This window comes from Micromonospora sp. NPDC004551 (assembly GCF_040609975.1).
In the GTDB taxonomy this organism is placed as follows: domain Bacteria; phylum Actinomycetota; class Actinomycetes; order Mycobacteriales; family Micromonosporaceae; genus Micromonospora.
On record NZ_JBEXLM010000003.1, the window covers coordinates 76,324 to 101,400 of the forward strand.

Genomic DNA, 25,077 nt, shown 5'->3' on the forward strand with positions numbered 1-25,077 from the left:
TCTCCCCGGCGTCGGGCGGCGGGCCGCCGTCATCTCCACGGTCCCCGGTGCGGTCCGCTCACCTGGTGGGACCGGGTGACCAACGCCTCGGCCGGCCGCACCCGGGCCCGCGCGCCGGGTGAACGCGGGGTGACGGACGCGCGACGAGCCTGTGTGAGGGCGCTCACCCCGCGGTCCGCGACCCGGAGGGCGAACCGACCCCTACCATCCTTGGTGGGTGCTGCTCGCGGCACCCGACGGCCACGGCACGGACCGGCGCAGGGCGCAGAGCGGCGTCCCGACGCCCCAGGCCGACCAAAAATCCGAGCGTCTACGAGGACCGATGAATCCTGTCGTACTGATCGCCGAAGAACTCGCTCCCGCCGCCATCGAGGTGCTCGCGCACGACTTCGACGTGCGTCACGTGGACGGCACCGACCGCCCCGCCCTGCTCTCCGCGCTCTCCGAGGCCGACGCGGTGATCGTACGCAGTGCCACCCAGATCGACGCCGAGGCGGTCGCGGCGGCCCCGCGGCTGAAGGTGGTCGCCCGCGCCGGCGTCGGGCTGGACAACGTCGAGGTCCCGGCCGCGACCGCGCGGGGCGTCATGGTCGTCAACGCGCCCACCTCCAACATCGTGTCCGCCGCCGAGCAGGCGCTGGCCCTGCTGCTCGCCGTGGCCCGCAACACCGCGAGCGCCAGCGCCGCGCTGAAGGCCGGCGAGTGGAAGCGGTCGAAGTACACCGGCGTGGAGATCCAGGGCAAGACCGTCGGCGTGGTCGGCCTCGGCCGCATCGGTGTGCTCTTCGCGCAGCGCATCGCCGCCTTCGGCACCCGGCTGATCGCGTACGACCCGTACATCCAGCCGGCCCGCGCCGCGCAGCTCGGCGTCCGGCTCGTCGGCTTGGAGGAGCTGCTCCGGGAGAGCGACTTCATCTCGATCCACCTGCCGAAGACCCCGGAGACGGTGGGGCTCATCGGCGAGAAGGAACTGGCGGTCGTCAAGCCGGGCGTGCGGATCGTCAACGCCGCCCGCGGTGGCCTGGTCGACGAGCAGGCGCTCGCGAACGCCATCGCCGAGGGGCGGGTCGCCGGCGCCGGCGTCGACGTCTACGCCAAGGAGCCCTGCACCTCCTCGCCGCTGTTCGCCTTCGACAACGTGGTGGCCACCCCGCACCTGGGCGCCTCCACCCACGAGGCGCAGGACAAGGCCGGCCTGGCCGTGGCGAAGAGCGTCAAGCTGGCGCTCCAGGGCGAGTTCGTGCCGGACGCGGTGAACGTGCAGGCCGGCGGCGTCGTCGCCGAGGACGTGCGGCCGCTGCTGCCGCTGGCCGAGAAGCTCGGCCGGGCCTTCACGGCCCTGGCCGGCGGGGTGGCCGCCAGCGTCACCGTCGACGTGCGCGGCGAGGTCGTCGCCAATGACGTGTCGGTGCTCAAGCTCGCCGCCACCAAGGGCCTGTTCAGCTCGGTGGTGGAGGAGCAGGTCACCTACGTCAACGCGCCGCACCTGGCCGCCGAGCGGGGCGTCGAGGTCACCCTCGCCACGCAGGCCGAGACCGTCGACCACCCGAACCTGGTCACCGTCCGCGGCGCGCTGCCGGACGGCCGGACGGTGAGCGTCTCCGGCACGGTCACCCACACCGGCACCCGGGACGTGCTCAAGCTGACCGAGGTGGACGGTTTTGACGTGGAGATCGGCGCGGAGGGCATCCTGGTCTTCCTGCGCTACGTCGACCGGCCCGGCGTGGTCGGCACCGTCGGCACGCTGCTCGGCGAGGCCGGCGTGAACATCGCCGCCATGCAGGTGGCCCGCCGCGAGGCCGGTGGCGAGACGCTCATGACGCTCACCGTCGACCAGGCCCTCGGGGCGGACCTGCTCACCTCGGCGGCCGACTCGATCGGCGCGGTCGCGGCCAGCGCCGCCGACCTGCGCGACGAGTAGTCCGGTCACGACGCATCGGGGGCCCGGCCGCACGGCCGGGCCCCTCGCCGTGTCCCGAGGTCAGGGCTCGACGCGGGCCGGCGGCGGGTAGACCGAGCCGTCCTGCGCGTCGAAGAGCATCAGGTCGTGCTCGCCGGCCAGCCGCTCGATGTCGAGCAGCACCTCGTCCGCGCAGGTGGGGAAGAGGTTCATGACCACGTGGTCGACGGCCGCGTGCAGCGGGGCCACCTCCCAGGGCGTGCCCGGGCCGGCCGGCCGGTCGGGATACCTGGCGGTGATGGCCCGGTAGAAGCCGACCACCCGCGGGTCGGGATATTGCTCGCCGTGCCGCCCCTCGCGGCACCGCTGCACCGCCGCCCGCACCTCGTCGGGCGTGGCCCCGGCCGGCAGGGCCCACACGCTCAGATCGAAACTCACGGCGGACAGCGTGCCATCCCCGGTGTGCGCCGTCACACCTGCCCCGCCACGGGTCGGCTCGCGGATTGCCGACAGGACGCTTGACGGTCCGCTGTGGAGACTCTTGCGTCGAGTTGCGTCGATTCGCTAGCGTACCCGTGCGGTCACTGGCTGAGTCGACACTCCGGCCCGTCTTCGGGTGGCGCGGTCGGCCCACCGGCCCACCGGCCCGCACCCCTCGATTGCGCGAGCCACGCGCACTCGTCGCTGACCGGCCCTCACGGTCGTTGCCGAGACCGTGGGGGCCGATCGCGGACGCGTCCCGGATGCGAAGGCGGGGCGGCGCGCCGCGCGGTCAGCGCCGGTGGGCGAAGAGCGCCCGGTAGTCCGAGCCGTTGCGGAACCAGGCCAGCCCTGCCGGGCCGGCGGCGTACAGGGCGGTGGCGTAGGCGTCGGCCACCGCGAGGTCCGGGCCGACCACCGTGGCAGCGACCAGCTGATCGGCCGGCTCGCCGGTGTGCGGGTCCACCACGTGCCCCCGCCGCCCGGTCACCCCGGAGGTCCCCACCGCGCCGGCGGTCATCTCCAGCACCAGCGGCGCCCGCTGCCCGTCGGTCGGGTGGTGCACGGCGACCCGCCACGGGCCGCCGTGCGCGGCGTGGCCCCGGACGGTGAGGTCGGCCCCGGCGAGCACGGCGTAGTCGTGTACGCCCGCGGCGCGCAGCCGGGCGGCGGCGCGCTCCACCGCCCACCCGCCGAGCAGGCCGCCCGGGTCGAAGCCGCCCGGCACCGCCCAGGCGTCGAACCACCCGTCGGTCGCCGCCCGCATGGCGGCGCAGCGGTCCACCAGGTCGGCCAGCGGCGGGTACGACTCGGGGCTGATCTCGCCCCGGCGCAGCTTCGACACGAGGCTGTCCGGCTGGTTCGGCCCGTAGGTGAGGTCGACGGCGCGCAGTTCGGCGACCGCGTCCCGGAGCGCCTCGCCGACGCCCCGGCGGCCCAGCCACTCGGGCGCGTTGAGCAGCAGCGAGTATTCCGCCGTGGAGGTGCGGACGGTGTGCCGGACGCTGATCCGGTCTCCGGCGGTGCCGCCGGCCCGCTCCACGCGGTGACTGCGGGTACCGAGGCGCAGGTCGGGGCGGCGGTGGCGGAAGGCCGACTGGTCGATCCAGCGCGTGCGGGGCTGCTCGTCCGCCCAGCGGGCCCGCCGCTGCTCCTCGATCGGCATGACACTGCTCCTCGCTGACCACGCCGCAGCGCCGCGGCGAAAGCCGGTCACGGGCCCCCGTCGACCCCGTCGCCACCGACCCTAAGCAGTGGACATGACCGCACCATGAATGCCACCTGGGAGAGTCCTGTGCATCCGGCTTTCCCGAATAGTGGAAGACGCGTACCGGGAGCCGGGACGGCGACGTACGGTTGCGCCAGAGCGACGAGGTGAGGAGCGCAGGTGGCACGCATCGCGGTGGTGGCCGGGGACGGCATCGGACCCGAGGTGGTCGGGCAGGCCCGCAAGGTCATCGACGCGGTGCTCCCCGGGGTCGAGGCCACCGAGTACGACCTCGGCGCCGCACGCTACCACCGCACCGGCGAGGTGCTGCCCGACTCGGTCCTCGACGAGCTGGCCGGGCACGACGCCATCCTGCTCGGCGCGGTCGGCGACCCGACCGTGCCCCCGGGCGTGCTGGAGCGGGGCCTGCTGCTCAAGCTCCGCTTCGCCTTCGACCAGTACGTCAACCTCCGCCCCTCCCGGCTCTGGCCCGGCGTCGCCGGCCCGCTGGCCGCCGTCAAGCCCGGCGAGGTCGACCTCGTGGTGGTCCGCGAGGGCACCGAGGGCCTCTACGCGGGCGCCGGCGGCTCCCTGCACCGGGACACCCCGGCCGAGGTGGCCACCGAGGAGAGCCTGAACACGCGGCACGGCGTCGAGCGGGTGATCCGTGACGCGTTCGCCCGGGCCCGCCGCCGGGAACGGCGCAAGGTCACCCTGGTGCACAAGACCAACGTGCTCACCCACGCCGGCTCGCTGTGGTCGCGCGCCTTCGCGGCCGTCGCCGCCGAGTTCCCCGACGTGACCACGGAGTACCAGCACGTCGACGCCGCCGCGATGTTCCTGGTGACCAACCCGTCGCGCTACGACGTGGTGGTCACCGACAACCTCTTCGGCGACATCCTCACCGACATCGCCGCCGCGGTGACCGGCGGCATCGGGCTGGCGGCCAGCGGCTGCATCAACCCGGAGGGGCGCTACCCCTCGATGTTCGAGCCCGTGCACGGCTCCGCGCCGGACATCGCCGGCCGGGGGACCGCTGACCCGGTGGCCGCCGTGCTCTCCGCCGCGCTCCTGCTCGACCAGCTCGGCCACGCCGACGCCGCCGCGCGGGTCACCGCCGCGGTCGCCACCGAGCTGGCCGGGCGTACGCCGGGTGCGCCGATGCGCACCGAGGAGGTCGGCGACCGCCTCGCCGGCCACGCCGTAGCCTGACCGGGCCGTCACGATCGGCCCGGATCCGGGCCGCCAGACCCGTACCCGGGCCCGCTCCCGTACCGGTCCCGGCCGGGCCGCCCTTCCGGTGCGCCCGATGTGCCGGGGCGGAGCTATCCGCTGAACGACCGTTCGGGGTAAGTTTCTGGCACCAGTGACGTCGGCGTGCGATCCCGCATGCCGTGGACCCGCAGGGAGGTCAGCGCGATGAGCGGTGGTGACAAGCTCGATTTCGAGATCCGTCCGAATCCCGCGCCGGTAACCGCCGCCGACCGGGCCGCCCTGCTGGCGAACCCGGGCTTCGGCCGGGTGTTCACCGACCACATGGTGACGATCCGCTACGCGGAGGGCAAGGGCTGGTACGACGCCCGGCTGGAGGCACGCGCACCGATCCCGATGGACCCCGCCGCCGCGGTCCTGCACTACGCGCAGGAGATCTTCGAGGGGCTGAAGGCGTACCGCACCGGAGACGGGTCGGTGACGATGTTCCGCCCGGAGGCCAACGCGGCCCGCTTCGCCGCCTCGGCGCACCGGCTGGCCATGCCGGAGCTGCCGGCGGAGACGTTCGTCGAGTCGCTGCGCCGGCTGGTCGAGATCGACCAGGCCTGGATCCCGGAGCACGAGGACGCCAGCCTCTACCTGCGCCCGTTCATGTTCGCCAGCGAGGTCTTCCTCGGCGTCCGCCCGGCCAACGAGTACCTCTACTGCGTGATCGCCTCGCCCGCCGGGGCGTACTTCGCCGGTGGGGTCAAGCCGGTCACGGTGTGGGTCTCGCCGGACTACACCCGGGCGGCACCCGGCGGCACCGGCGCGGCCAAGTGCGGCGGCAACTACGCCGCCTCGCTCGCCGCCCAGGCCGAGGCCATCGAGGCCGGCTGCGACCAGGTGGTCTTCCTGGACGCGGTGGAGCGGCGCTTCGTCGACGAGCTGGGCGGCATGAACGTGTTCTTCGTCTACGACGACGACACCCTGGTCACGCCGCCGCTGACCGGCACCATCCTGCCGGGCATCACCCGCGACGCGATCCTCACCCTGGCCGCTGAGTCGGGGCACAAGGTGCAGGAGCGGCCGGTCAGCTTCGCCGACTGGCAGGCCGACGCCGCCAGCGGGCGGCTGCGCGAGGTGTTCGCCTGCGGCACCGCCGCGGTGATCACTCCGATCGGCGGGGTGCGCTTCCCGGACGGGGAGTTCCTGATCGGCGGCGGCGAGCCGGGCCGCTCCACCATGGCGCTGCGCCAGAAGCTGGTGGACATCCAGCGTGGCCGCGCCGAGGACCGGCACGGCTGGGTCACCCGCGTTCTCTGACCGTCCACCCGCACGTCCCGCACGGCCGGCCCGTTCCACGGCGCCGGCCGTGCGCGCGTTCCGCCCCGTCAGTCGAGGAGGTGGGTGCGGAGCGCGGTGAGCTGCTCGTCCGTCACGCCGGCGTGGCGGAGGTAGCCCTCGACCGAGCCGTGGCCCGCGCGCAGCTCGGTGAGGAAGAGCATCATCGCCTCGGCGGGGGAGGCGAGGAACGGCGGTGGGGGCTCCTCGGCGTCCGGAAGGGTGGCCCGGACCCAGGCGCTGAACCGCTCGGATGCGACGGTGCTGAGCGCGTAGTCGGCGGCGATCTCGTCGTCGGGCACGCCGAGCACGGCCAGGGTGAGCCCGCAGACGATGCCGGTGCGGTCCTTGCCGGCGACGCAGTGCACCACGACGGGTGCGTTGGCGCTGTCGGCGATGAGGCCGACCGCCTCGGCCAGCCCGGCGGTGCCGGTGCGGGCCAGGTCGGCGTAGCGGTCGGCGAGGTAGCGCGCCAGGTCGCTGCCCGGTTCGTACATCCGCTCGGCCCAGTCCTGGTGCTCGGGGTGGATGTGCCGGTAGGTCAGCCCGTCGTAGGCCGGGACCCGGCCGTCCCGGGCCACCTCGGTGGGGCGGCGCAGGTCGATGACGGTGCGGATGCCGAGCGCGGTGAACGCGGCCCGGTCGGTCTCGTCGATGCGGTGCAGCGAGTCGGAACGGTAGAGCCGGCGGTGCCGGACGGTGCGCCCGTCCCGGGTGCGGTAGCCGCCGACATCGCGGAAGTTGAACAGCGCGGGAAAGGGGGTCTCCAGGGCGTCCATCCCTGACACGGTAACGGCCGGCGGGGCCACGATGTGCCCCGCCGGCCGCTGGTTACAGGTGTCTCCGATTACCGGGCCGTGCCCGGCGGGATCGACGAGTAGGTGTCGTCGTAGTAACCGCCGAGCTTGTCCCGGTACGCCGGGTCCGTGTCGGTGGTCTCGTCGTACTCGGGCGCGGCCTTGATCTGGTCCTTGCTCCGGTCGACGTAGACCTTCCGCTCGTCGTGGTCGACGTGGTTGACGGTGCCGGCCGGCAGCATGACCTTCTTGCCGAAGATCCACGGCCCGGTGTCGACCACGAGGAAACTGGAGTTCACCTCGTGGCTGGCCCGGTCCACCTTGCCGATTCCGCCGTCACTCGCCTCCACCTTGTAGCCGACCAGGTCGACACCGGTCACCCCGGCGTCGTCCCGGTAGCTCCACGGATCGAAACGCGCATCCGGCGTCCCGTGGGTCGTTCGAGGGTCGAGCCGCTCCATGGCGTCAACACTCCCTATCTCGACTTCTGGGGGATGTGCCTGTCGTATCCCTTGCTACCCGGATGCGAAGATCGATACACCCGGCCGGCTCAGGCCAGTGCGGCCTCCGCGTCCAGGGCCACCGCGGCGGCGTGCACGACGGCCGCGATGCGCAGCCCCTCGTGCACCTGGTCGCGGCTGAACCCGGAGGCGCGCAGCGTCTTCTCGTGCGACTCCAGGCAGACACCGCAGCCGGTGATCGCCGAGACGGCGAGGCTCCAGAGCTCGAAGTCGGCCTTCTCCACCCCGGGCCGGGCGATGATCTGCATCCGCAGCCGGGCCGGCAGCGAGGCGTACTGCTCGTCGCCGATGAGGTGCTTGGCCCGGTAGTAGACGTTGTTCATCGCCATGATGGTGGCGGCGCCCTTGGCCGCCTCGACGGCCTCCGGCGTGAGGTGACCGGCCGCCTCGGCGGCGATCTCCCGCAGCACCACCGGGTTGCGGGCCGCCACCGCGCAGGCCAGGGCGGTGCCCCAGGCCTGCTCGGGCTTCAGCGTCGAGGTGGTGATGGTGGAGCCGAGGTTGAGCCTGATGTCCTTGGCGTACTCCGGCAGGGCCGCCTTGACCGCGTCCAGACCCATGCTCAGGCCCCGGCGCCGGCGAGCAGCGCGTTGGCGTCCAGGGTGGCGCCGCCCTTGTTCCAGTTGCACGGGCAGAGCTCGTCGGTCTGCAGGGCGTCGAGCACCCGCAGCACCTCGGAGACGTTCCGGCCGACCGAGCCGGCGGTCACCATGGCGAACTGGATCTCGTTGTCCGGGTCCACGATGAAGGTGGCCCGCTGGGCCACGCCGTCCTCGCCGAGCACGCCGCAGTCCGCGGTCAGCTCACGCTTGATGTCGCTGAGCATCGGGAAGGGCAGGTCGCGCAGGTCCGGGTGGTCCTTGCGCCAGGCGTAGTGGACGAACTCGTTGTCCACGGAGACACCGAGGACCTGGGCGTCCCGGTCGGCGAACTCGCCGTTGAGACGGCCGAACTCGGCGATCTCCGTCGGGCAGATGAAGGTGAAGTCCTTCGGCCAGAAGAAGACGACGCGCCACTTGCCCTCGTACGTCTTGTGGTTGATCGTCTCGAACGCCTTGTCGGCGTCGAGCGAGACGCAGGCGGTGAGTTCGTACTCGGGGAAGCGGTCACCGACAGTGAGCACGGGTCCTCCTTGACGGCGGCCCGGCGACGACGCCGGGCCGGTAACTGGATCTGTTCCAGATGTTGCCGGAGCCCGGTTCGCGCCCGCCGCCGGGCAGGTGACCTGTTAAGTCGATCACCGGTCCGTCCCGCGATGTGGGTTTCTCCTCCCAAAACCCGGAGCGGGGTGGCAGAGTACGGACCGTGACCAGCTCCGTCCTGATTATTGGCAGCTAGCGCGCCGGCCTTCCCCCTCGCCGAGCGCGCAGACCTCCCGCATCCGCGGGGGGTCTTTTTGTTGCTCCCCGCCCGTCCGAGAAGAGGACTCCCATGACCTTCCAGGTGTACGACACGACGCTGCGCGACGGCGCCCAGCGCGAGGGGCTCACGTACTCGGTGGTCGACAAGCTGGCGGTGGCCCGCCTGCTCGACGACCTCGGGGTCGGCTTCATCGAGGGCGGCTGGCCGGGCGCGGTGCCGAAGGACACCGAGTTCTTCCGACGCGCCCGCACCGAGCTGGAGCTGCGGTACGCGATCCTGGTCGCGTTCGGGGCCACCCGCAAGGCCGGCGTCGCGGTCGAGGACGACCCGCAGGTGAGCGGGCTGCTCGACGCGGGAACCCCGGCCGTGGCGCTGGTCGCCAAGGCGGACCTTCGGCACGTCGAACGGGCGCTGCGCACCACCGCCGACGAGAACCTGGCGATGATCCGCGACACGGTCGCGTACCTGGTGGCGCAGGGGCGGCGGGTCTTCGTCGACGGCGAGCACTTCTACGACGGCTACCGGTACGACCCGGCGTACACGGCGGCGGTGGCGGAGACCGCGCTCGCCGCCGGGGCGGAGCGGTTCGTGCTCTGCGACACCAACGGCGGCATGCTGCCCTCCCAGGTCACCGCCGCCATCACCGACCTGACCGCGCGCACCGGGATCGCCCCGGAGGTGCTCGGCATGCACGCCCAGAACGACACGGCCTGCGCGGTGGCCAACACGATCGCGGCCGTCGAGGCCGGCGTCCGGCACGTCCAGGGCACCGCCAACGGCTACGGCGAGCGCCCCGGCAACGCCGACCTCTTCGCGATCCTGGGCAACCTCCAGCTCAAGCTCGGCATGCCCGTCCTACCGGAGGGCTGCCTGGAACAGATGGTGCGGGTCTCGCACGCCATCGCCGAGATCGCCAACATCGCCCCCGACACCCACCAGGCGTACGTCGGGGCCGCCGCCTTCGCCCACAAGGCGGGGCTGCACGCGAGCGCGATCAAGGTCGACCCGTTGCTCTACAACCACGTGGATCCCTCGGTGGTGGGCAACGGCATGCGGATCCTGGTGACCGAGATGGCCGGCCGGGCCAGCGTCGAGCTCAAGAGCCGTGAGCTGGGCCTGGATCTGGCCGGCCATCCGGACGCCCTGTCCAAGGTCACCAGCCGGGTCAAGGAGCTGGAGGCGGGCGGCTGGTCGTTCGAGGCCGCCGACGCCTCGTTCGAGCTGCTGGTCCGCTCCGAGCTGCCGGATGCCGCGCCGGCCCGGCCGTTCGCGCTGGAGTCCTACCGGGTGCTGGTCGAGCACCGCGAGGACGGCGCGGTGGTCTCCGAGGCCACCGTCAAGATCCGGGTACGCGGCGAGCGCGTCATCGCCACCGCCGAGGGGAACGGTCCGGTCAACGCCCTGGACGAGGCGCTGCGGGTGGCGCTGGCCCGGCACTACCCGGAGCTGCGGGAGTTCGAGCTGGCCGACTACAAGGTGCGCATCCTGGAGGGCAGCCACGGCACCGGCGCGGTGACCCGGGTGCTCGTGGAGACCGCCGGGGCCGGCCGTGACTGGACCACGGTCGGCGTCCACCCGAACGTGGTCGAGGCGAGCTGGCACGCGCTGGTCGACGCCCTCACCTACGGCCTGGACCGGGCCCGCGTCTGAGCCTCACGCGGCCGGCAGCCGCAGCTCGGCCAGCACGGCACGGTGGTCGCTGCCCGGCACGGCGTGCACGCTGACCGCCCGCACCGCGATGCGCCGGTCGGCCAGCACGTGGTCGATGGTGACCGGCGGGATCGGGTCACCGTCGTAGGGACCCCAGGTGCCGGAGAGCCCGGCGCCGGCCGCGTCGGCGGCGTCCACGTAGCCGCTGGCGATCAGGTCGCGCAGCGGGGCGTGGTCGAGGGTGGCGTTGAAGTCGCCGGCCAGCACGCTCAACCCGCCCTCCGGGGTGGCCGGTGGCTGGGCCCGCAGGTCGGTCCACCAGTTCGGCACCCACCCGACCACGGCCGGGGCGGCCGGGTGGACCGACTCGACCCGTAGCGGGGGCGTGCCCGGCACCGCCACCGTCCCGTATGCCTGGCTGAAGAAGGAGCCCTGGTTGCGCCGGAACCCGGTGCCGCTGAGCGGGTGGCGCGCGTACAGGCCGGAACCGGTGGTGCCGACCTCGGGATTCAGCGTCCGGTAGGGCAGCAGGGTGGCCAGCCCGAGCCGGTCCAGCTCGGCGGCGATCTCCGGGGTGAACTCCTGCACGGTGAGCACGTCCACCCGGTGCGTCCGGACCAGGTCGACCAGCCGCGCCGGATCCGCGCCGCCCTTGCGCAGGTTGGCGGTGAGCAGGCGGAGCACCGGCCCGTCCACCGCGGGCCGGTCGTCGTGGACGGCCCGTGGCGCCACCGCGGCGACCAGCGTCAGCGCGGCGAGGACCGCGACCACCGCGGGTGCGCGGCGCCGCAGGGCGAGTGCCACCACCACGGCGGCCGGCGCGGCGGCGGCGACGTACGGCGTGAAGGCGACCATCTGGACCAGTGGCCCCCGTTCCAGCCCGGCGAGCCGGAGCGCCGCCCAGGCGGCGAAGGGCACGGCCGCCAGCCAGCACGCGATCGTGGCGAGCCGCCCCCTCGTGATCATGACCGTCACGCTACACGCCCCGGTTTCACGAATGGTCCGGCACCGAACTCTCACAATTATCGAAAGCATTTTTCAGTAGCGGCAATGCAAATGTGAGCTATTGACCGTCCACATTTTCCGGTGCTAGTTTCCACCTGGTCGAGACGTCGCGACTCTCCGTAGTAATACCAGTTCAAAGGCCAGGTAGCTCGACACTGATGGTGCGCTCAGAACTGCGCCTGGCTCCCGTGCCGCATCCATCCGACCCGTGCCTGCACGCGGGCCGGCCCTATCACCACGGTCACAAAAGGGAGATCTGTCATGGCCACATTCCTCAAGCGCAAGGCGACGGTGGTGGCCCTCGCCGCGCTGTCCCTCACCCTGGCCGGCGGGGGCATCGCGGCCGCCGCCCACCCGGCGGCGAAGGCGCCGGCCGGTGTCGCGCAGCCCGGTGTCCGGCAGCCCGGTCACCAGCCCGCGGTGACCGCCGCCGAGACCCGGGCCGCGAAGGCCGCGCTGCGGGCGACCCTGGCCGCGCCGGCGCCCGGGCTGGTCGCCTGGGCGGTGGTCGGCGCCAACGGGACCCTGCTCCAGCACTCCCCGAACGTCGTGAGCGCCACGAAGTTCTCCCCCTCCACGCCGGGCCAGTTCGCCGGGCAGTACCAGGTGACGCTCGACTACGCGGTCAACCTCAAGGGTCTGCACGCCACGATCGGCACGAACGACGCGGCGAACGTTCCACCGGCGGGTGAGGTGGCGGTGGCGCCCCGCTACCTGATCCCGAACGCGGTCTTCGTCCAGACCCGCAGCTCCAGCGGCGGGTACGCGGACCGGCCGTTCCACCTGCTCATCGCCAACTGATCCCCGCCGGCGGCCGGCCCCCACTCCCGGGTGGGGGCCGGCCGCCGTACCCGCCTGCCCCGGTCTGCCCCGGCCCGCACCCGCTCGCGCCGTTGCGGACCGGCCGGGGGAGTCGTCCCGATCCGGCCCGGGAACGGTCGCCGAGGGGCCGATAATCCGACGTTTGTCTGCACGCCGGCACGGGAAGCAAGCACCGTGACGGACATCTCGGACACCCTGGCCAGCGTGCCCAGCCCGGTCGATGCCGACGCGAGCGGCGTCGAGCTGGAACAGACCCTCTTCGAGGTCAAACGCGTGATCGTCGGGCAGGATCGCCTCGTCGATCGGCTGCTCACCGCACTGATCGCCGACGGCCACTGCCTGCTCGAGGGCGTGCCGGGGGTGGCCAAGACCCTCGCGGCGCAGACCCTCGCCACCGTGGTCGGCGGCACCTTCTCCCGGATCCAGTTCACCCCCGACCTGGTCCCCTCGGACATCGTGGGCACCCGTATCTACCGGGCCTCCACCGAGGCGTTCGATGTGGAGCTGGGCCCGATCATGGCGAACCTGGTGCTCGCCGACGAGATCAACCGGGCCCCGGCCAAGGTGCAGTCGGCGCTGCTCGAGGCGATGGCCGAGCGGCAGGTCTCCATCGGCGGCCGGAGCTGGCCGGTCCCCGACCCGTTCCTGGTGCTGGCCACCCAGAACCCGATCGAGTCGGAGGGCGTCTACCAGCTTCCCGAGGCGCAGCGCGACCGCTTCCTCATGAAGGTTGTCGTCGACTACCCGAGCGACGCCGACGAACTGGCCATCCTCTACCGGATGAGCACCGAGCGGCCGACCCCGCGCCCGGTGCTCGACCCGGCCCGGCTGCGCGAACTCCAGCGGCGCGCCGCCGACGTCTACGTGCACCACGCCCTCGCCGAGTACGTGGTCCGGCTCATCCTCGCCACCCGGGACCCCGGGCGGTTCGGGCTGGCCGAGATCGCGCCGCTGCTCGCGTACGGCGCGAGTCCCCGGGCCACCCTCGGGCTGGTGGCGGCGGCCCGGGCGCAGGCGCTGATCCGCGGCCGGGACTACGTGCTCCCGGAGGACGTCCGGGACCTGGCGGTGGACGTGCTGGCCCACCGGCTGGTGCTCTCCTTCGACGCGGTGGCCGACGGGGTCTCCGCCGAGGCGCTGGTCCGCCGGCTGGTCGAGGCGGTCCCGCCGCCCCGGGTGATCACCGGGCATCCGGAGGCGGCGGCGGACCTGGCGGCGGCATGAGGCGCCGGGACGCACCCACCGCGCCCGACCCCGGGCTGGCCGACCTGGCCCCCGACCAGCGCCTGCGCCGGCTGGAACTGACCGTCACCCGGCGGCTCGACGGGCTGCTGCACGGCCAGTACCGCGGCCTGCTGCCCGGCCCCGGCAGCGAGGCGGCCGGCAGCCGGGAGTACCGGCCCGGCGAGGACGAGGTACGCCGGATGGACTGGGCGGTGACCGCCCGGACCACCGTCCCGCACGTACGCGAGGTCGACGCCGACCGCGAGCTGACCACCTGGCTGCTGGTCGACGCCAGCCCCAGCATGGAGTACGGCACGGCCACACTGGACAAACGGGAGCTGGCGGTGGCCGCCGTGGCGGCGGTCGGCTTCCTCACCGCCGGCGTCGGCAACCGCCTCGGCGGCCAGGTGCTCGCCCCGGACGGGATCCGCCGGTTCCCGGCCCGCGGCGGGCGTACCCACCTGCTCGGGCTGCTCCGCGCCCTGCTGGGCGCGCCGCGCACCGACGGGCACCCGGTGACGCCGGGCCTGCACGACGGGTTGGACGGGCTCCAGCGGATGGCCACCCGGCGCGGGCTCGTGGTGGTCGTCTCCGACTTCCTCGACGGGCTGGCCGACGATCCGGACGCCGCCCCGGCCTGGGAGGCCGTGCTGCGCCGGCTGGCCGTCCGGCACCAGGTGCTGGCGGTCGAGGTGACCGACCCGCGCGAGCTGGAGCTGCCCGACGTCGGGCTGGTCACCCTGGTCGACCCGGAGACCGGCCGCCGGCGCGAGGTGTGGACCGGTGACCCGGGCCTGCGCGAGCGGTACGCCCAGGCCGCCGCCGCCCAGCGCGAGCAGGTGCGCGACGCGCTGCGCCGGTCCGGTGCGACGCACCTGGCGCTGCGTACCGACCGGGACTGGAGCGCCGACATCGTCCGGCACGTGCACGCCCAGCGCCGGCTCGCCGCCGCGCCCGCCGCGGCCCGGGGAGGTGCGGCGTGACCTGGGAGTCGCCCGCCCGCCTCTGGCTCCTGCTCGGCGTCGCCGGGCTGGTCGTCGGCTACCTGGCCATGCAGCGCCGGCAGAGCCGGTACGCGGTGCGTTTCACCAACCTGCGGCTGCTGGACCGGGTCGCCCCGCAGCGGCCGGCCTGGCGCCGGCACGTCCCGGCGGGACTCTTCCTCGCCATGCTGGCGCTGCTGGTGGTCGGCTTCGCCCGGCCCAACGCCGAGGTACGGGTGCCCCGGGAACGGGCCACCGTCATGGTGGCGGTGGACGTGTCGACCTCGATGCTGGCCGGCGACGTCGACCCGGACCGGCTGACCGCCGCCAAGGAGGCCGCCCGCCGGTTCGTCGACGGGCTGCCCGACGAGTTCAACGTGGGGCTCGTCGCGTTCGCCGGCAGCGCGGCCGTGCTGGTGCCGCCGAGCACCGACCGGGAGGCCCTGCACGAAGGGGTCGACCGGCTGGCCGAGGGGATCACCGGGGTCCAGGGCACCGCCATCGGCGAGGCCATCAGCACCTCGCTGGGCGCGGTCAAGAGCCTGGACGCCAAGGCCGCCAAGGACCCGCCGCCGGCGCGGATCATCATCCTGTCCGACGGCGCGAACACGTCCGGCATGGACCCCATGGAGGCGGCCGGCCAGGCGGTGGCGGCCAAGGTGCCGGTGCACACCATCTCGTTCGGCACCGCGTCCGGCTCCGTCGACCGGGGCGGGCGGGCGATCCAGGTGCCGGTCGACGGGCAGACCCTCAAGGCGGTCGCCGAGGAGACCGGGGGCGGCTTCCACGAGGCGTCCACCAGCGCCGAGCTGCGTGCCGTCTACGAGGACATCGGCACCTCGGTGGGCTACCGCAAGGAACGGCAGGACATCTCGGCCCGCTTCATCGGCCTCGGGCTGGTCCTCGCCATGGGGGCCGCCGCCGGATCGCTGCGGTGGTTCTCCCGGCTGCCCTGACCAGCAAGGACCGGACGACGCACGACACGTGAGGAGCCCAGGTATGGCAGTGCAGACCGGACTCGGCGAGCCGCGCGGCCCGTGGTTCGTCTCGCCGGAGCTGGACCCGGACGGGCGCGGGCGCTGGGACGTACCCGGATCGGAGCGGGACGCCGCGCGGCGCGGCTGGCGCCGCCGCATGCTGAGCGCGGCGGCGGTGGTGGCCCTCTCCACGGTCTCGGGTGCGGCGGCCGGCACCTGGGCCGCCGACCGCGACGCACCCGGCCCGGCCGCGGCCTCCGCGGCGCCGGTGCCGGCGGAGCTGGTCACCGCCGCCGAGAGGACCGTTCCCGGGGTGGTCTCGGTGATGGTCGGCGGGTCGTCCGGCACGTCGGCCAGCGGCTCCGGTTTCGCCATCGACAACGAGCAGCACATCGTGACCAACGACCACATCCTGTCCCGGGGCGGCTCCGGACCGGTGACGGTGGAGACCTCCGACGGGCGCCGGTTCACCGCCGAGGTGGTGGGGCGGGAGCCGGGCAGCGACCTGGCGGTGCTGAAGGTGCCGGCGTCGGCCCGGTTGACGGCGCTGCCGCTGGCCAAGGCGAACTCCACCCGGGTGGGTGAGCCGGTGCTCGCGGTCGGCTCCCCGCTCGGCCTGGCCGGCACCGTCACGGCCGGTATCGTCAGCGCGCTCAACCGGCAGGTGCGCATCGGCAACGGACGGCACAGCGCCGTGCAGACCGACGCCTCCATCAACCCGGGCAACTCCGGTGGGCCCCTGGTCAACGCGCGCGGCGAGGTGGTCGGGGTGAACACGGCCATCGCCACCATCGACGGCAACGGCTCGATCGGCATCGGTTTCGCCATCCCGATCGACCAGGTGCAGCAGACCGCCGACACCATCATCGGCCGGGGCGGCTGACCGGGCCGGCGGGCCCTGACCTGCGCCGTCGTGCCGGGCGGGAACTGTCGGATATCCGGCGTGGGGCCATAGGCCCATAGAAATATTACGCTGAGTATGGATACTGGCGTGGGTGGAGCAAGCTGTCATCGCGGCCCTCCTCCTGGTGGGCCTGGTCATCGGCGCCGGTGTCGGCGCGTCGTACGCCCGCGCGCAGCGGGGTTGGAAGGACTACAAGACGATCCGGACCAGCGTGCCGGGCGCCCGGCGTACCGCCTGGATGGCGATCCGGGCGGTGGTCCTCAAGATCGGTGTGATCGCGCTGCTGCTGGTCGGGGCGGCGGCGTACGCGGCGGCCGGGTCGGATCACGAACGCGCGGACCCGGCGCCCACCCCGACCCCGACCGTGACCGCCACCCCGGGGCACCGCGCCGGCCGCTAACCTCGGGGCGTGGACGACGGACTGCGGGTGACCGACCGGCTCGTGGTGCCCGACGCCGAGCTGCGGGAACGCTTCTCCCGGTCGTCCGGCCCGGGTGGCCAGGGAGTCAACACGACCGACTCCCGGGTCGAGCTGAGCTTCGACCTGGCCGGGTCGCCGAGCGTGCCCGAGCCGCTGCGCGCCCGCGCGCTGGACCGGCTCGCCGGGCGGCTGGTCGACGGGGTGCTCACCGTGGCCGCCAGCGAGCACCGGGCGCAACTGGCGAACCGGGAGGCGGCCCGCGAACGGATGGCCGCCCTGCTGCGCGAGGCGGTCGCGCCGCCACCGAAGCCGCGCCGGCCCACCCGCCCGTCCCGCGCGGCCAAGGAGCGCCGGCTGGCCGAGAAGAAGCGGCAGTCCCAGCGCAAGCGCGACCGCCGGGTGGACGGCGACTGACCCGCCCGCGGGTCAGCGCGGCGGCACCGGCCCGGTCGCGGCCCCCTCGTGGTCGTGGAGCACCTCGAACGCGGTGAGGGCCAGGCACACCGCGGCCAGCAGGGCCAGCGCGAGCAACGCCGGCAGCCCGGCCGTCAGGGGCAGCAGCGCCGCCACCCCCAGGGCCTGCACCAGCCGGGCTCGACGCCAGCGCCCGGTCATCCGCAACCGGAACGCCTGGACGCCGAACAGGTAGAGCAGGACCCCGCCGAAGAGCGCGGCGTGCGCCAGCGGATACAGCGGCTCCCCGAGCTCGAAGAAGCCCCGGCTGCCCAGCACCGACATGGTCTTGCGCAGGCCGAGCGAGACCAGCACGATCCCCGCCACCATCGGCAGGTGCAGCCACGTGTACGCGTCGCGGGCCAGCCGGGTGCGGGCGCGCAGGTCGCTGGCCGCCAGCACCCGTTCCCCCTCGGTGCTGTCCCAACCGAAGTAGGCCCACCACAGGGCGGCCAGCAGGGCGGTGCCGAAGAAGACCGCCACCACGATCCGGGCCGAGATCGGCGTGTGGACCACGGCGCTGCCCATCGAGATCACCGCCTCCCCGAGCCCGATGATGATGATCAGACTGTGCCGGTCGGCCCAGTGCTCCGCCGAGCGCACACTGAGGTGGCGCAGGCCCACCCGGGCGTTCCCGGCCAGGTCGACCGCGATGGCGAGCAGCCACAACCCGACCCGCGGCGGGGAGAACTGGCGGACGTCGCCGACCGGCAGCGGCAGCAGCGCGGCGACCAGCATCAGGCCGAGCGAGACCAGGGTCGGCACGGCGGCCCACACCGGCGGCGTCCGCCACCCCGGATCCTGCCAGGCCACCAGCCCGAACGAGGCCAGGTGCAACAGCCGGATGGCCGCATAGCAGGCGACGAAGACCAGCGGCCCGGGCAGGCCGCCGCGCGAGTCGTCGAGCGCCTGCGGGCTGGCCAGCGTGATCAGCGCGGTGAGGGCCACCACCAGCACCATGACCAGGCGGACCACCGGACTCTCCGACCGGACCTCGGCCGCCAGCCAGACGTACGCGCACCAGGCCTGCCAGAGCACGGCGAGCACCAGGAGCCCGCGCGTCAGGCCGGTCCACGTCGGATCGTCGGCCATCAGCGCAGCCACCTGGAGGAACGCGTAGACGAAGACGAGGTCGAAGAAGAGCTCCTTCGGGGTGACCCCGGCGTGCCTCTGTACCGGGCCGATCATCGCGTGCAGCCGGCGGTGCCGGCGCCGGAAGACGGTCACGTCGGCCAGCGCGGTCGCGCCCACCGCCGCGGCCAGCAGGGCCAGCACGGCCAGCGTCGGCAGGTGCGGGGCGAGGGACGCCAGCCCGGCCACCAGCAGGATGCCGAGCACCGGGGACCGGCCCAGGATGCGCAGCGTCCGCACCTCGAACAGCACCAGCCCCAGCAGGTAGAGCACCACCCCGCCGTGGAGCACCACCAGCGTGAGCATCGGGCTCGCCTCGTCGCTGCCCACCTGCAGCTCGCTGAGCACCTTCTTCAGGCCGAGCGCCACCAGGATCAGCCCGGTCATCATCGGCAGGTGCAGGAAGCTGTACGCGTCCCGGCCGAGCAGCGCGCGCCGCGTGCCGACGGCCCGCTCCATCGCCTGCTCGGCCGCGAACCGGGCCACGTCGAAGTACGTCCACCACAGGCCGCCGGCCAGTGCCACCCCGAGCAGTGCCCCGACCAGCACCCCCGGGGTCAGCGGTTGGGTCGCCGCCACCCCCTGACTCAGCCCCACCGAGATGATCGACTCGCCGAACCCGATCAGGATGATCAGAGCGTGTCGCTCCGCCCAGTGCGAGATCGAGCCGATCCGCCACAGGTCCGCGGGGACCAGAGCCGCCCCGCCGTACTCGGCGACGATGGCGCAGCCCACCAGTGCGAAACGGATCCACTCCCCGGTCACGCCGTTCGACACCTGGCCGGGGACCAACGCGGCGGCGAGCAGGAACAGCGCGCCGGCCAACGCCGGAGGCCAGGCTCGCAGCGCCAGCCGCCGGAGTCCCTGCTGCCCGGCCGTGGCCACTGCGGCCAGGGCCAGCGCGGTGCCCCGCACGACCAGGTAGCAGAGGGCGAAGACCACCGGCCCGGACAGCCCGCCGGGCCTGTCGAGGAACGCCTCGCGCACCGTCAGGCCCATCACGAACAGGGTGGCGCTGAGCCCGAACATCACCACCGGCATGACCCCGCGGTCCAGGCGGACGGTGCTGCCCAGCCAGGCGAACGGCACCCAGCACCACCAGAGCAGCACGAGCAGCAGCAGGCCGCGCGGCAGCCCGGCCGGGTTGAGCTGCTCGGCGGTCACCCCGGTGATGTTGAGGAACGCGAAGACGAAGATCAGGTCGACGAAGAGCTCCAGCCGACTGACGCCGCCCGCGTCGCCGGCCAGCTGGATCCGACCGACGCCGCCCACCACCTCACTGTGCCAACCCGGCCGGGCCCGGACCGGAGATCCGTCCCAATCGACGTCGACCGGCCACGAGGCGGAAAACGGTTTGAGGACCCGCCACGCCGTCGCCCAGAATCCGCCGGGTGCCGAGCGATTTCTCCGTCAAGCCCACCCTCACCGGCGAACGTGCCCTGCTGCGCCCGTTCGTCGACGACGACCTCGCGGCCTTCGAGGCGATCCTGGCCGACCCCGAGGTGGCCCGGCTCACCGGCAGCCCGCCCGGAGAGGGGCTCGAACCGGCCCGGCTGCGGGCCTGGTACGGCACCCGTAACAGCCAGCCCGACCGGCTCGACCTGGCCGTGGTGGACCGGGCGACCGGGACCTGCGTGGGCGAGGTCGTCCTCAACGAGTGGGACCGGCACAACCTCAGCTGCAACTTCCGCACGCTGATCGGCCCCGCCGGGCGCGACCGCGGCCTCGGCACCGAGGCTGTCCGGCTCATCGTCGGGTACGGCTTCGAGCAGCTCGGCCTTCACCGGATCGGGCTGGAGGTGTTCGCCTTCAACCCGCGCGCCCGCCGGGTCTACGAGAAGGTCGGGTTCGTGGCCGAGGGCACGCTGCGGCAGGTCCTCCGGGACGGCGACGCCTGGGTGGACGCCACCGTCATGTCGGTCCTGGCCGACGAGTGGGCCGTGCACCGGGGCCACCCGGCCGGGTGACCCCGCGGGGACGGGCGTCCCTCAGCGGCGGGCCAGCGCCAGCACGCTCAGACCGAACATCAGCACACCCAGGGGCAGGTGGACCGACGGCACGTGCGCGATGCCGAGCACGACCTGGACCGAGGCGAGCACGAGGAAGCCCGACGCGTGCCAGATCGGCCGGGCCGAGCCGCCGCCCGGCTTCCAGGCCAGCACCGCCGCGAGCACGTACAGCATCGACGCCCCGTACATCACCCGGGCTCCGACGCTGTGCAGCGTCTCCCCGTAGGACGAGGTCAGCAGCAGCCCGGCGGAGACCGCCTGAAGGAAGATGGTCAGGGTCTGCAGGGTGATCGCGATCTGCAGGAACGAGAAGCCGCGCCGCGCGTTCGCCGTCACCGTCGCCGTCGCCTGGGTGGCCATGTCACAGTCCCCTTTTCCGCCCTCGGGCAGTAGATCGTTAAGGTTTCACCAGCCCGACGACACGGGCCGGCGAAAGGTAAGGCGAGGTCGGCCGGAAGCATGGGAACTGTGAGGAGCCGCACAGACGAGATCGCCGGCGAGCGACGCCAACTGATCAATGTCGCCTACCGGTTGCTCGGTTCGGTCACCGAGGCCGAGGACGCCGTCCAGGACGCCTACGCCCGCTGGTACGGGCTGCCACGAAGCCGGCAGGAGGAGATCCGGTCCCCCGGCGCCTGGCTGACGACGGTGACCAGCCGCATCTGCCTGGACCTGCTCGGCTCGGCACGGGCCCGCCGCGAACGCTATGTCGGCGCGTGGCTGCCCGAGCCGCTGCCCGACCGCACCGAGTGGGACCACGCGGGCGGCGCCGATCCCACCGGCCCGGCGGATCCCGCCGACCAGATCGTGCTGGACGAGTCCGTGGCCATGGCCTTCCTCGTCGTCCTGGAGTCGGCGACGCCCGCCGAGCGGGTGGCCTTCGTCCTGCACGAGGTCTTCCGGTACCCGTTCGCCGAGATCGCCGACGTCCTCGGCCGGACCCCGGCGGCCTGCAAGCAGCTGGCGGCCTCCGCCCGGCGGCGGGTCGGCGCCGCGCGCGCCCCGGTGCCGGCGACCGGCCATGCCGAGGTGGTGCGGCACGTCAAGAGGGCATGGGAGGCCAAGGACATCGCCGCCCTCGTCAGTCTCCTCAACCCGGCCGCCGTGATGACCGCCGACGGCGGCGGCCTGGTCGGCACCGTCCTGCACCCGGTCGAGGGCGGCGTACGCATCGCCCGGTACCTGGTCGCCATCGCCGACCGGGCACCGGGGCTCGAACTCGTGGAGCGGTCGGTCAACGGTGTGCCGGGCCTGGTGGCCCAGCACTCCGGCGTCGTCCTGACGGTGGCGTCGTTCGACGTCTCCGACGGGCGCGTCAGCCGGATCTGGGCGGTCCGCAACCCGGAGAAGCTGCGGCCGTGGACGCGGGAGGTCTAGCCTCCCGAGTCACACCCCGATCCGTGCCTCCGCCGGATCCAGCAGGGTCGCGCAGACCTCGATCAGCCGGGCTCGAAGGCGGCCGGCCCGCTGCGCGAACTCGCGTTGGCGTGCGACGTACTCCGCCTTGCCCTCTGGGGTCTCGATGGCCACCGGCGGTTCGCCGTACGAGGAGAAGTCGTACGGGGACGCCTGCATGTCGAGCAGCCGGATGTCCCTCGCCAGCGCGAAGCAGTCCAGCGCCAGCTCTCCCGGAACCGCGGGGCCCAGCTTGGTGGCCCACTTGTGGCAGTCCATCGAGGCGTGCAGGCAACCCGGCTGGTCGAGCTCCACCTGGCTCTCCCTCGTGGGCCGGAGCCGGTTGAGGCGGACCGCGTCCGGGGTGAAGAACCGGAACGCGTCGAAGTGCGTGCAGCGGATCTGGTGCGACTCGACCACCGCGTCGGTGCCCTCCTGGCCGAGGCGCAGGGGGAGCGGGTGCCGATGCTCCCGCTGGCGGTACACCATCGCCCACTCGTGCAGACCGAAGCAACCGGTGAAGGCCGGACGCGACGCGATCGAGGACAACAGCCGGTGGATGAAGCGCACCGACTCCGCCCGGTCGGCGAGGAACGCCACGGCGTCGAAGCTCACAGCCCCGTCCGCGTCCGCGGCGTACCACCGCCACTTCCCGTGTGGTGCGGGCCCGTCCGGGCCGGGCTCCAGGATGACCCCGACGCCCGGGTGCCACCGCCGCAGCATGGACGGCCTGGTGCCGTAGTAGTCGTAGAGGAAGTCGTCGATCGCGTGACGTTCCCCCGTCGCCTTCCGGGCGCGGTGCCCCGCGGTGAGGGAGTCGGCGCGCTCCTCGTGAGCCCGCAGGCGTGCAAGCCAGGTGGCGGGGGCGAGGGCGGCGGTCACGGACCCAAGGGTACGACCGCCGCCCGCCCCCGGATCACCGCACGTCCACCCGCACCCCGGCCGAGAAGACGCCGCTGCGCAGCTCCAACTGCTTCGGCGGGTCGTCGCCGTGCACGGTGAACACGAGCGGCAGCAGCACCCGGGAGCCCGCGGCGACCGGCTGGGCGAAGACGTCCCGGCCGAGGTTCGCCACCCGGGTGGCGTTCTCGTCGGTGGCCACCCAGTTGCCCCCGGACAGGTACGCCCGCTGCAACTGCCCGTGCCAGGTCTGCTCGCCGCCCGTGAGGTTGCGCACCCCGACCGTGGCCAGGCACTGCTTGCCACCGCCCGGCGCCGCCGGCAGCGTCCCCGCGCCGCAGGTCAGCCGGTAGACGGTGAACTCGAACGCGGTCTCGCGCAGCGGGACGCCGAGCGCGCCCGTGACGCTGTTGCCCACCCAGGCGCCGCTGGTCGGCTGCTTGGTGGTGTCCATGGCGGCGACCCGCTGGGTGGCCGTCCACGCCGCCGCGCCGACCACGCCGGCCAGCACCGCGGCCGCCACCCCGGCCACCAGCCAGACCGGTGGCCGCCGGCGGCGCCCGGCGGGCGTGGGCATCGCCGGACGCGGGTAGACCGTGCCGCGGTCCGCCGGGCCGCCCACGCCACCGGCGACCGGCGGGACGCCGGTGGCCGCCGAAACCGGGCCCGGCCGCGCACGCCGCCGTCGCCACGCCCACCACAGCACACCGCCGGTCACGACCAGGAGCGCGGCCAGCGCGGCCAGCAGCACCGGCGGGCGGCGCCAGGCCGGGGCCGCCGCGCTCACCTGCGCCGCCGGGACCCTCGACCCCGTCCACGTCGCCGTGGCGCAGTCGTACGGTCGCGTGCCGTCGGTGCCGTACGCACAGGTCGGTGCGGTCACCGGCCGGCCCGGAGCGGCCGTGCTGAGCGCGGTGTTCAGCGTGGTGGTGCTCCGCCCCGGCAGCCGCAGCCGCCAGGTCACCGCACCGGCGGTCGCCGATCCGATCGGGCTGTTGGCCCGGCCACCGCCGGTCACCGCGGTCGCCCGGGACCCGGCCGGCAACTCCTGCCGGACCGTCGTCTCCACCGGCGTCGGCCCGGCGTTGCGGACCTGGATCCGGTATCCGGGCGCCGGGGTGCCGGCCGCGGCCACCGCCACGGTGACCGGTGGCGTGCTGAGCTGGATCGGCGCCGCCTTCGTGGTCGGCATCGCCGGTGGCGCCGCCGGCATCCCGGTCGGGATCGGGGTGGCCCGGGCCGCCGCGGGCGGCGGCGCGGCCGGTTGCGCCGGCGCGGCCTCCGCCCTGGGGGCCGCTGCGGGCAGCGCGGAAACGGCCGCGATGATGCCGAGGCAGTTCACGAGCACTGCCAGGGTCCTGTGGTGTCGTCTCGATGCAGGCATACGAACGAACCTCCGGCCCCGAAGCTATGGGCCCGGGCCCGCCGGGCGGGTACGAAATTCGCAATCCCACCCCGGCCGACGCCGCCCGACGTACCCTGGCGCGCCGGACGTCCCCGCGGAGCCGGCGGCCGCGTCGGGCGTGGCCCGGCCCGCCGCCGGGGATAGATTGGCCGGGTGCGTATCGCTCGTTTCGCTCATGCCAAGGGAATGTCGTTCGGGGTCGTCGAGGGCGAGCCGGAGGCCGGGCCGCAGGGTCTGACCATCGCCGAGATCGACGGCCACCCGTTCGGCCAGATCCAGTTCTCCGGCGCCCGCTGGGCGCTCTCCGACGTCCGGCTGCTCTCGCCGATCCTGCCGAGCAAGGTGGTCTGCGTGGGCCGCAACTACGCCGAACACGCCGCCGAGCACGGCAGCGAGGTGCCCAAGGAGCCCCTGCTCTTCCTCAAGCCGTCCACCTCGGTGATCGGCCCCCGCGACGCCATCCGGTTGCCGATCTTCTCCAAGCAGGTCGAGCACGAGGCGGAACTGGCCGTGGTGATCGGCGCGCCGGGCGCCCGCCGGGCCGACCGGGCCGCCGCCGAGCGGGCCATCTTCGGCTACACCTGCGCCAACGACATCACGGCGCGGGACCTCCAGCGCTCTGACGGGCAGTGGACCCGGGCCAAGGGCTTCGACTCGTTCTGCCCGATCGGGCCGTGGATCACCACGGGGCTGGACGTCACCGACCTGGAGGTCCGCTGTGAGGTGGGCCGCAACCCGGAGGAGATGGAGGTACGCCAGCTCGGCCGCACCAAGGACATGGTGTTCGACGTGCCGGCCCTGGTGTCGTACATCTCCCACGTCATGACGTTGCTCCCCGGTGACGTGGTTCTGACCGGCACGCCGGCCGGGGTTAGCCCGCTCACGGACGGGGATACGGTCACCGTGCGGATCGAGGGGATCGGCGAGCTCACCAACCCGGTGGTTCCGGTCGCCTGATGCGTCCGACGCCTCGTTTCCGCAGTTCAGGGGCGGTTC

The 25,077-nt window shown here is 73.6% G+C and carries 25 protein-coding genes; 14 read left to right on the top strand and 11 right to left on the bottom strand.

The features are described from left to right. Window positions 1-322 precede the first annotated feature (322 nt). Window positions 323-1,921: a phosphoglycerate dehydrogenase gene (serA, locus tag ABZW14_RS05750; RefSeq protein ID WP_355340389.1), complete on the top strand. Its 1,599-nt coding sequence runs from the start codon at window positions 323-325 to the stop codon at window positions 1,919-1,921. A gap of 60 nt (window positions 1,922-1,981) precedes the next feature. Here the strand turns inward: serA and ABZW14_RS05755 are convergent, their stop codons facing one another. Continuing rightward, window positions 1,982-2,338, bottom strand: coding sequence for a hypothetical protein (locus ABZW14_RS05755; protein WP_355340392.1), 357 nt, complete (start codon window positions 2,336-2,338; stop codon window positions 1,982-1,984). A 334-nt stretch (window positions 2,339-2,672) separates the two neighbouring features. Continuing rightward, window positions 2,673-3,545 carry an FAD:protein FMN transferase gene (locus ABZW14_RS05760; protein ID WP_355340395.1) on the bottom strand — a complete coding sequence of 291 codons (873 nt, stop codon included), beginning with the start codon at window positions 3,543-3,545 and terminating at the stop codon, window positions 2,673-2,675. A 222-nt stretch (window positions 3,546-3,767) separates the two neighbouring features. On the opposite strand from ABZW14_RS05760, the gene ABZW14_RS05765 reads away from it, so the two are divergent. Beyond that, window positions 3,768-4,799, top strand: a complete 1,032-nt coding sequence (locus ABZW14_RS05765) for a 3-isopropylmalate dehydrogenase (protein WP_355340398.1) — start codon at window positions 3,768-3,770, stop codon at window positions 4,797-4,799. A gap of 207 nt (window positions 4,800-5,006) precedes the next feature. After that, window positions 5,007-6,104, top strand: coding sequence for a branched-chain amino acid aminotransferase (locus ABZW14_RS05770; RefSeq protein ID WP_355340401.1), 1,098 nt, complete (start codon window positions 5,007-5,009; stop codon window positions 6,102-6,104). A gap of 68 nt (window positions 6,105-6,172) precedes the next feature. Here ABZW14_RS05770 and ABZW14_RS05775 read toward each other — a convergent pair whose 3' ends face one another. The 4 genes from ABZW14_RS05775 to ABZW14_RS05790 all read right to left on the bottom strand — a co-directional run bounded on the left by ABZW14_RS05775 (window position 6,173) and on the right by ABZW14_RS05790 (window position 8,563). Then, window positions 6,173-6,901, bottom strand: coding sequence for a tyrosine-protein phosphatase (locus tag ABZW14_RS05775; protein WP_355340404.1), 729 nt, complete (start codon window positions 6,899-6,901; stop codon window positions 6,173-6,175). A gap of 68 nt (window positions 6,902-6,969) precedes the next feature. Then, window positions 6,970-7,380, bottom strand: a complete 411-nt coding sequence (locus ABZW14_RS05780; protein WP_355340407.1) for a PRC-barrel domain-containing protein — start codon at window positions 7,378-7,380, stop codon at window positions 6,970-6,972. Between the two features lie 89 nt (window positions 7,381-7,469). Next, window positions 7,470-8,000 carry a carboxymuconolactone decarboxylase family protein gene (locus tag ABZW14_RS05785; RefSeq protein WP_355340410.1) on the bottom strand — a complete coding sequence of 177 codons (531 nt, stop codon included), beginning with the start codon at window positions 7,998-8,000 and terminating at the stop codon, window positions 7,470-7,472. 2 nt (window positions 8,001-8,002) lie between these two features. Beyond that, a complete protein-coding gene (locus ABZW14_RS05790) occupies window positions 8,003-8,563 on the bottom strand; it encodes a peroxiredoxin (RefSeq protein WP_151463499.1) in 561 nt (186 codons plus the stop codon). A 308-nt stretch (window positions 8,564-8,871) separates the two neighbouring features. Between ABZW14_RS05790 and cimA the strand changes: the two genes are divergently transcribed. Further along, a complete protein-coding gene (gene cimA, locus ABZW14_RS05795; protein WP_355340413.1) occupies window positions 8,872-10,452 on the top strand; it encodes a citramalate synthase in 1,581 nt (526 codons plus the stop codon). A 3-nt stretch (window positions 10,453-10,455) separates the two neighbouring features. Here cimA and ABZW14_RS05800 read toward each other — a convergent pair whose 3' ends face one another. Further along, window positions 10,456-11,418 carry an endonuclease/exonuclease/phosphatase family protein gene (locus ABZW14_RS05800; protein ID WP_355340416.1) on the bottom strand — a complete coding sequence of 321 codons (963 nt, stop codon included), beginning with the start codon at window positions 11,416-11,418 and terminating at the stop codon, window positions 10,456-10,458. Window positions 11,419-11,718: 300 nt separating this feature from the next. Between ABZW14_RS05800 and ABZW14_RS05805 the strand changes: the two genes are divergently transcribed. From ABZW14_RS05805 to arfB, 7 genes are all read left to right on the top strand, one after another. After that, complete coding sequence (locus ABZW14_RS05805; protein WP_355340419.1) at window positions 11,719-12,258, top strand: hypothetical protein; 540 nt, start codon at window positions 11,719-11,721, stop codon at window positions 12,256-12,258. A gap of 195 nt (window positions 12,259-12,453) precedes the next feature. Then, window positions 12,454-13,503 (top strand): MoxR family ATPase, encoded by a 1,050-nt coding sequence (locus tag ABZW14_RS05810; RefSeq protein WP_355340422.1) that lies wholly within the window; start codon window positions 12,454-12,456, stop codon window positions 13,501-13,503. Further along, window positions 13,500-14,486 carry a DUF58 domain-containing protein gene (locus tag ABZW14_RS05815; RefSeq protein WP_355340425.1) on the top strand — a complete coding sequence of 329 codons (987 nt, stop codon included), beginning with the start codon at window positions 13,500-13,502 and terminating at the stop codon, window positions 14,484-14,486. The genes ABZW14_RS05810 and ABZW14_RS05815 overlap by 4 nt, the downstream gene beginning before the upstream one ends. Next, a complete protein-coding gene (locus tag ABZW14_RS05820) occupies window positions 14,483-15,442 on the top strand; it encodes a VWA domain-containing protein (RefSeq protein WP_355340428.1) in 960 nt (319 codons plus the stop codon). Before ABZW14_RS05815 ends, ABZW14_RS05820 begins: the two co-directional genes overlap by 4 nt. Window positions 15,443-15,485: 43 nt before the next feature. Further along, window positions 15,486-16,346 (top strand): trypsin-like peptidase domain-containing protein, encoded by an 861-nt coding sequence (locus tag ABZW14_RS05825; protein ID WP_355340431.1) that lies wholly within the window; start codon window positions 15,486-15,488, stop codon window positions 16,344-16,346. 112 nt (window positions 16,347-16,458) lie between these two features. Continuing rightward, window positions 16,459-16,767, top strand: coding sequence for a hypothetical protein (locus ABZW14_RS05830; RefSeq protein ID WP_355340434.1), 309 nt, complete (start codon window positions 16,459-16,461; stop codon window positions 16,765-16,767). 9 nt (window positions 16,768-16,776) lie between these two features. After that, window positions 16,777-17,202 (top strand): alternative ribosome rescue aminoacyl-tRNA hydrolase ArfB, encoded by a 426-nt coding sequence (gene arfB, locus ABZW14_RS05835; protein WP_355340437.1) that lies wholly within the window; start codon window positions 16,777-16,779, stop codon window positions 17,200-17,202. Window positions 17,203-17,214: 12 nt separating this feature from the next. Here arfB and ABZW14_RS05840 read toward each other — a convergent pair whose 3' ends face one another. After that, entirely contained in the window at window positions 17,215-19,644 is a 2,430-nt protein-coding gene (locus ABZW14_RS05840; protein WP_355340440.1) for a low temperature requirement protein A, read from the bottom strand. A gap of 119 nt (window positions 19,645-19,763) precedes the next feature. Here ABZW14_RS05840 and ABZW14_RS05845 point away from each other — a divergent pair, with 119 nt between their 5' ends. Further along, window positions 19,764-20,339: a GNAT family protein gene (locus ABZW14_RS05845; protein ID WP_355340443.1), complete on the top strand. Its 576-nt coding sequence runs from the start codon at window positions 19,764-19,766 to the stop codon at window positions 20,337-20,339. Between the two features lie 21 nt (window positions 20,340-20,360). On the opposite strand, the gene ABZW14_RS05850 is transcribed toward ABZW14_RS05845, so the two are convergent. Then, complete coding sequence (locus ABZW14_RS05850) at window positions 20,361-20,741, bottom strand: hypothetical protein (RefSeq protein ID WP_355340446.1); 381 nt, start codon at window positions 20,739-20,741, stop codon at window positions 20,361-20,363. A 108-nt stretch (window positions 20,742-20,849) separates the two neighbouring features. On the opposite strand from ABZW14_RS05850, the gene sigJ reads away from it, so the two are divergent. Next, window positions 20,850-21,758, top strand: a complete 909-nt coding sequence (gene sigJ / locus ABZW14_RS05855) for an RNA polymerase sigma factor SigJ (RefSeq protein WP_355340449.1) — start codon at window positions 20,850-20,852, stop codon at window positions 21,756-21,758. 9 nt (window positions 21,759-21,767) lie between these two features. On the opposite strand, the gene ABZW14_RS05860 is transcribed toward sigJ, so the two are convergent. Beyond that, entirely contained in the window at window positions 21,768-22,658 is an 891-nt protein-coding gene (locus tag ABZW14_RS05860) for a 3-methyladenine DNA glycosylase (RefSeq protein ID WP_355340452.1), read from the bottom strand. Window positions 22,659-22,692: 34 nt separating this feature from the next. Further along, a complete protein-coding gene (locus ABZW14_RS05865; protein WP_355340455.1) occupies window positions 22,693-24,060 on the bottom strand; it encodes a hypothetical protein in 1,368 nt (455 codons plus the stop codon). Window positions 24,061-24,234: 174 nt separating this feature from the next. Here ABZW14_RS05865 and ABZW14_RS05870 point away from each other — a divergent pair, with 174 nt between their 5' ends. Next, entirely contained in the window at window positions 24,235-25,038 is an 804-nt protein-coding gene (locus ABZW14_RS05870) for a fumarylacetoacetate hydrolase family protein (protein WP_355340458.1), read from the top strand. Window positions 25,039-25,077: the final 39 nt, after the last annotated feature.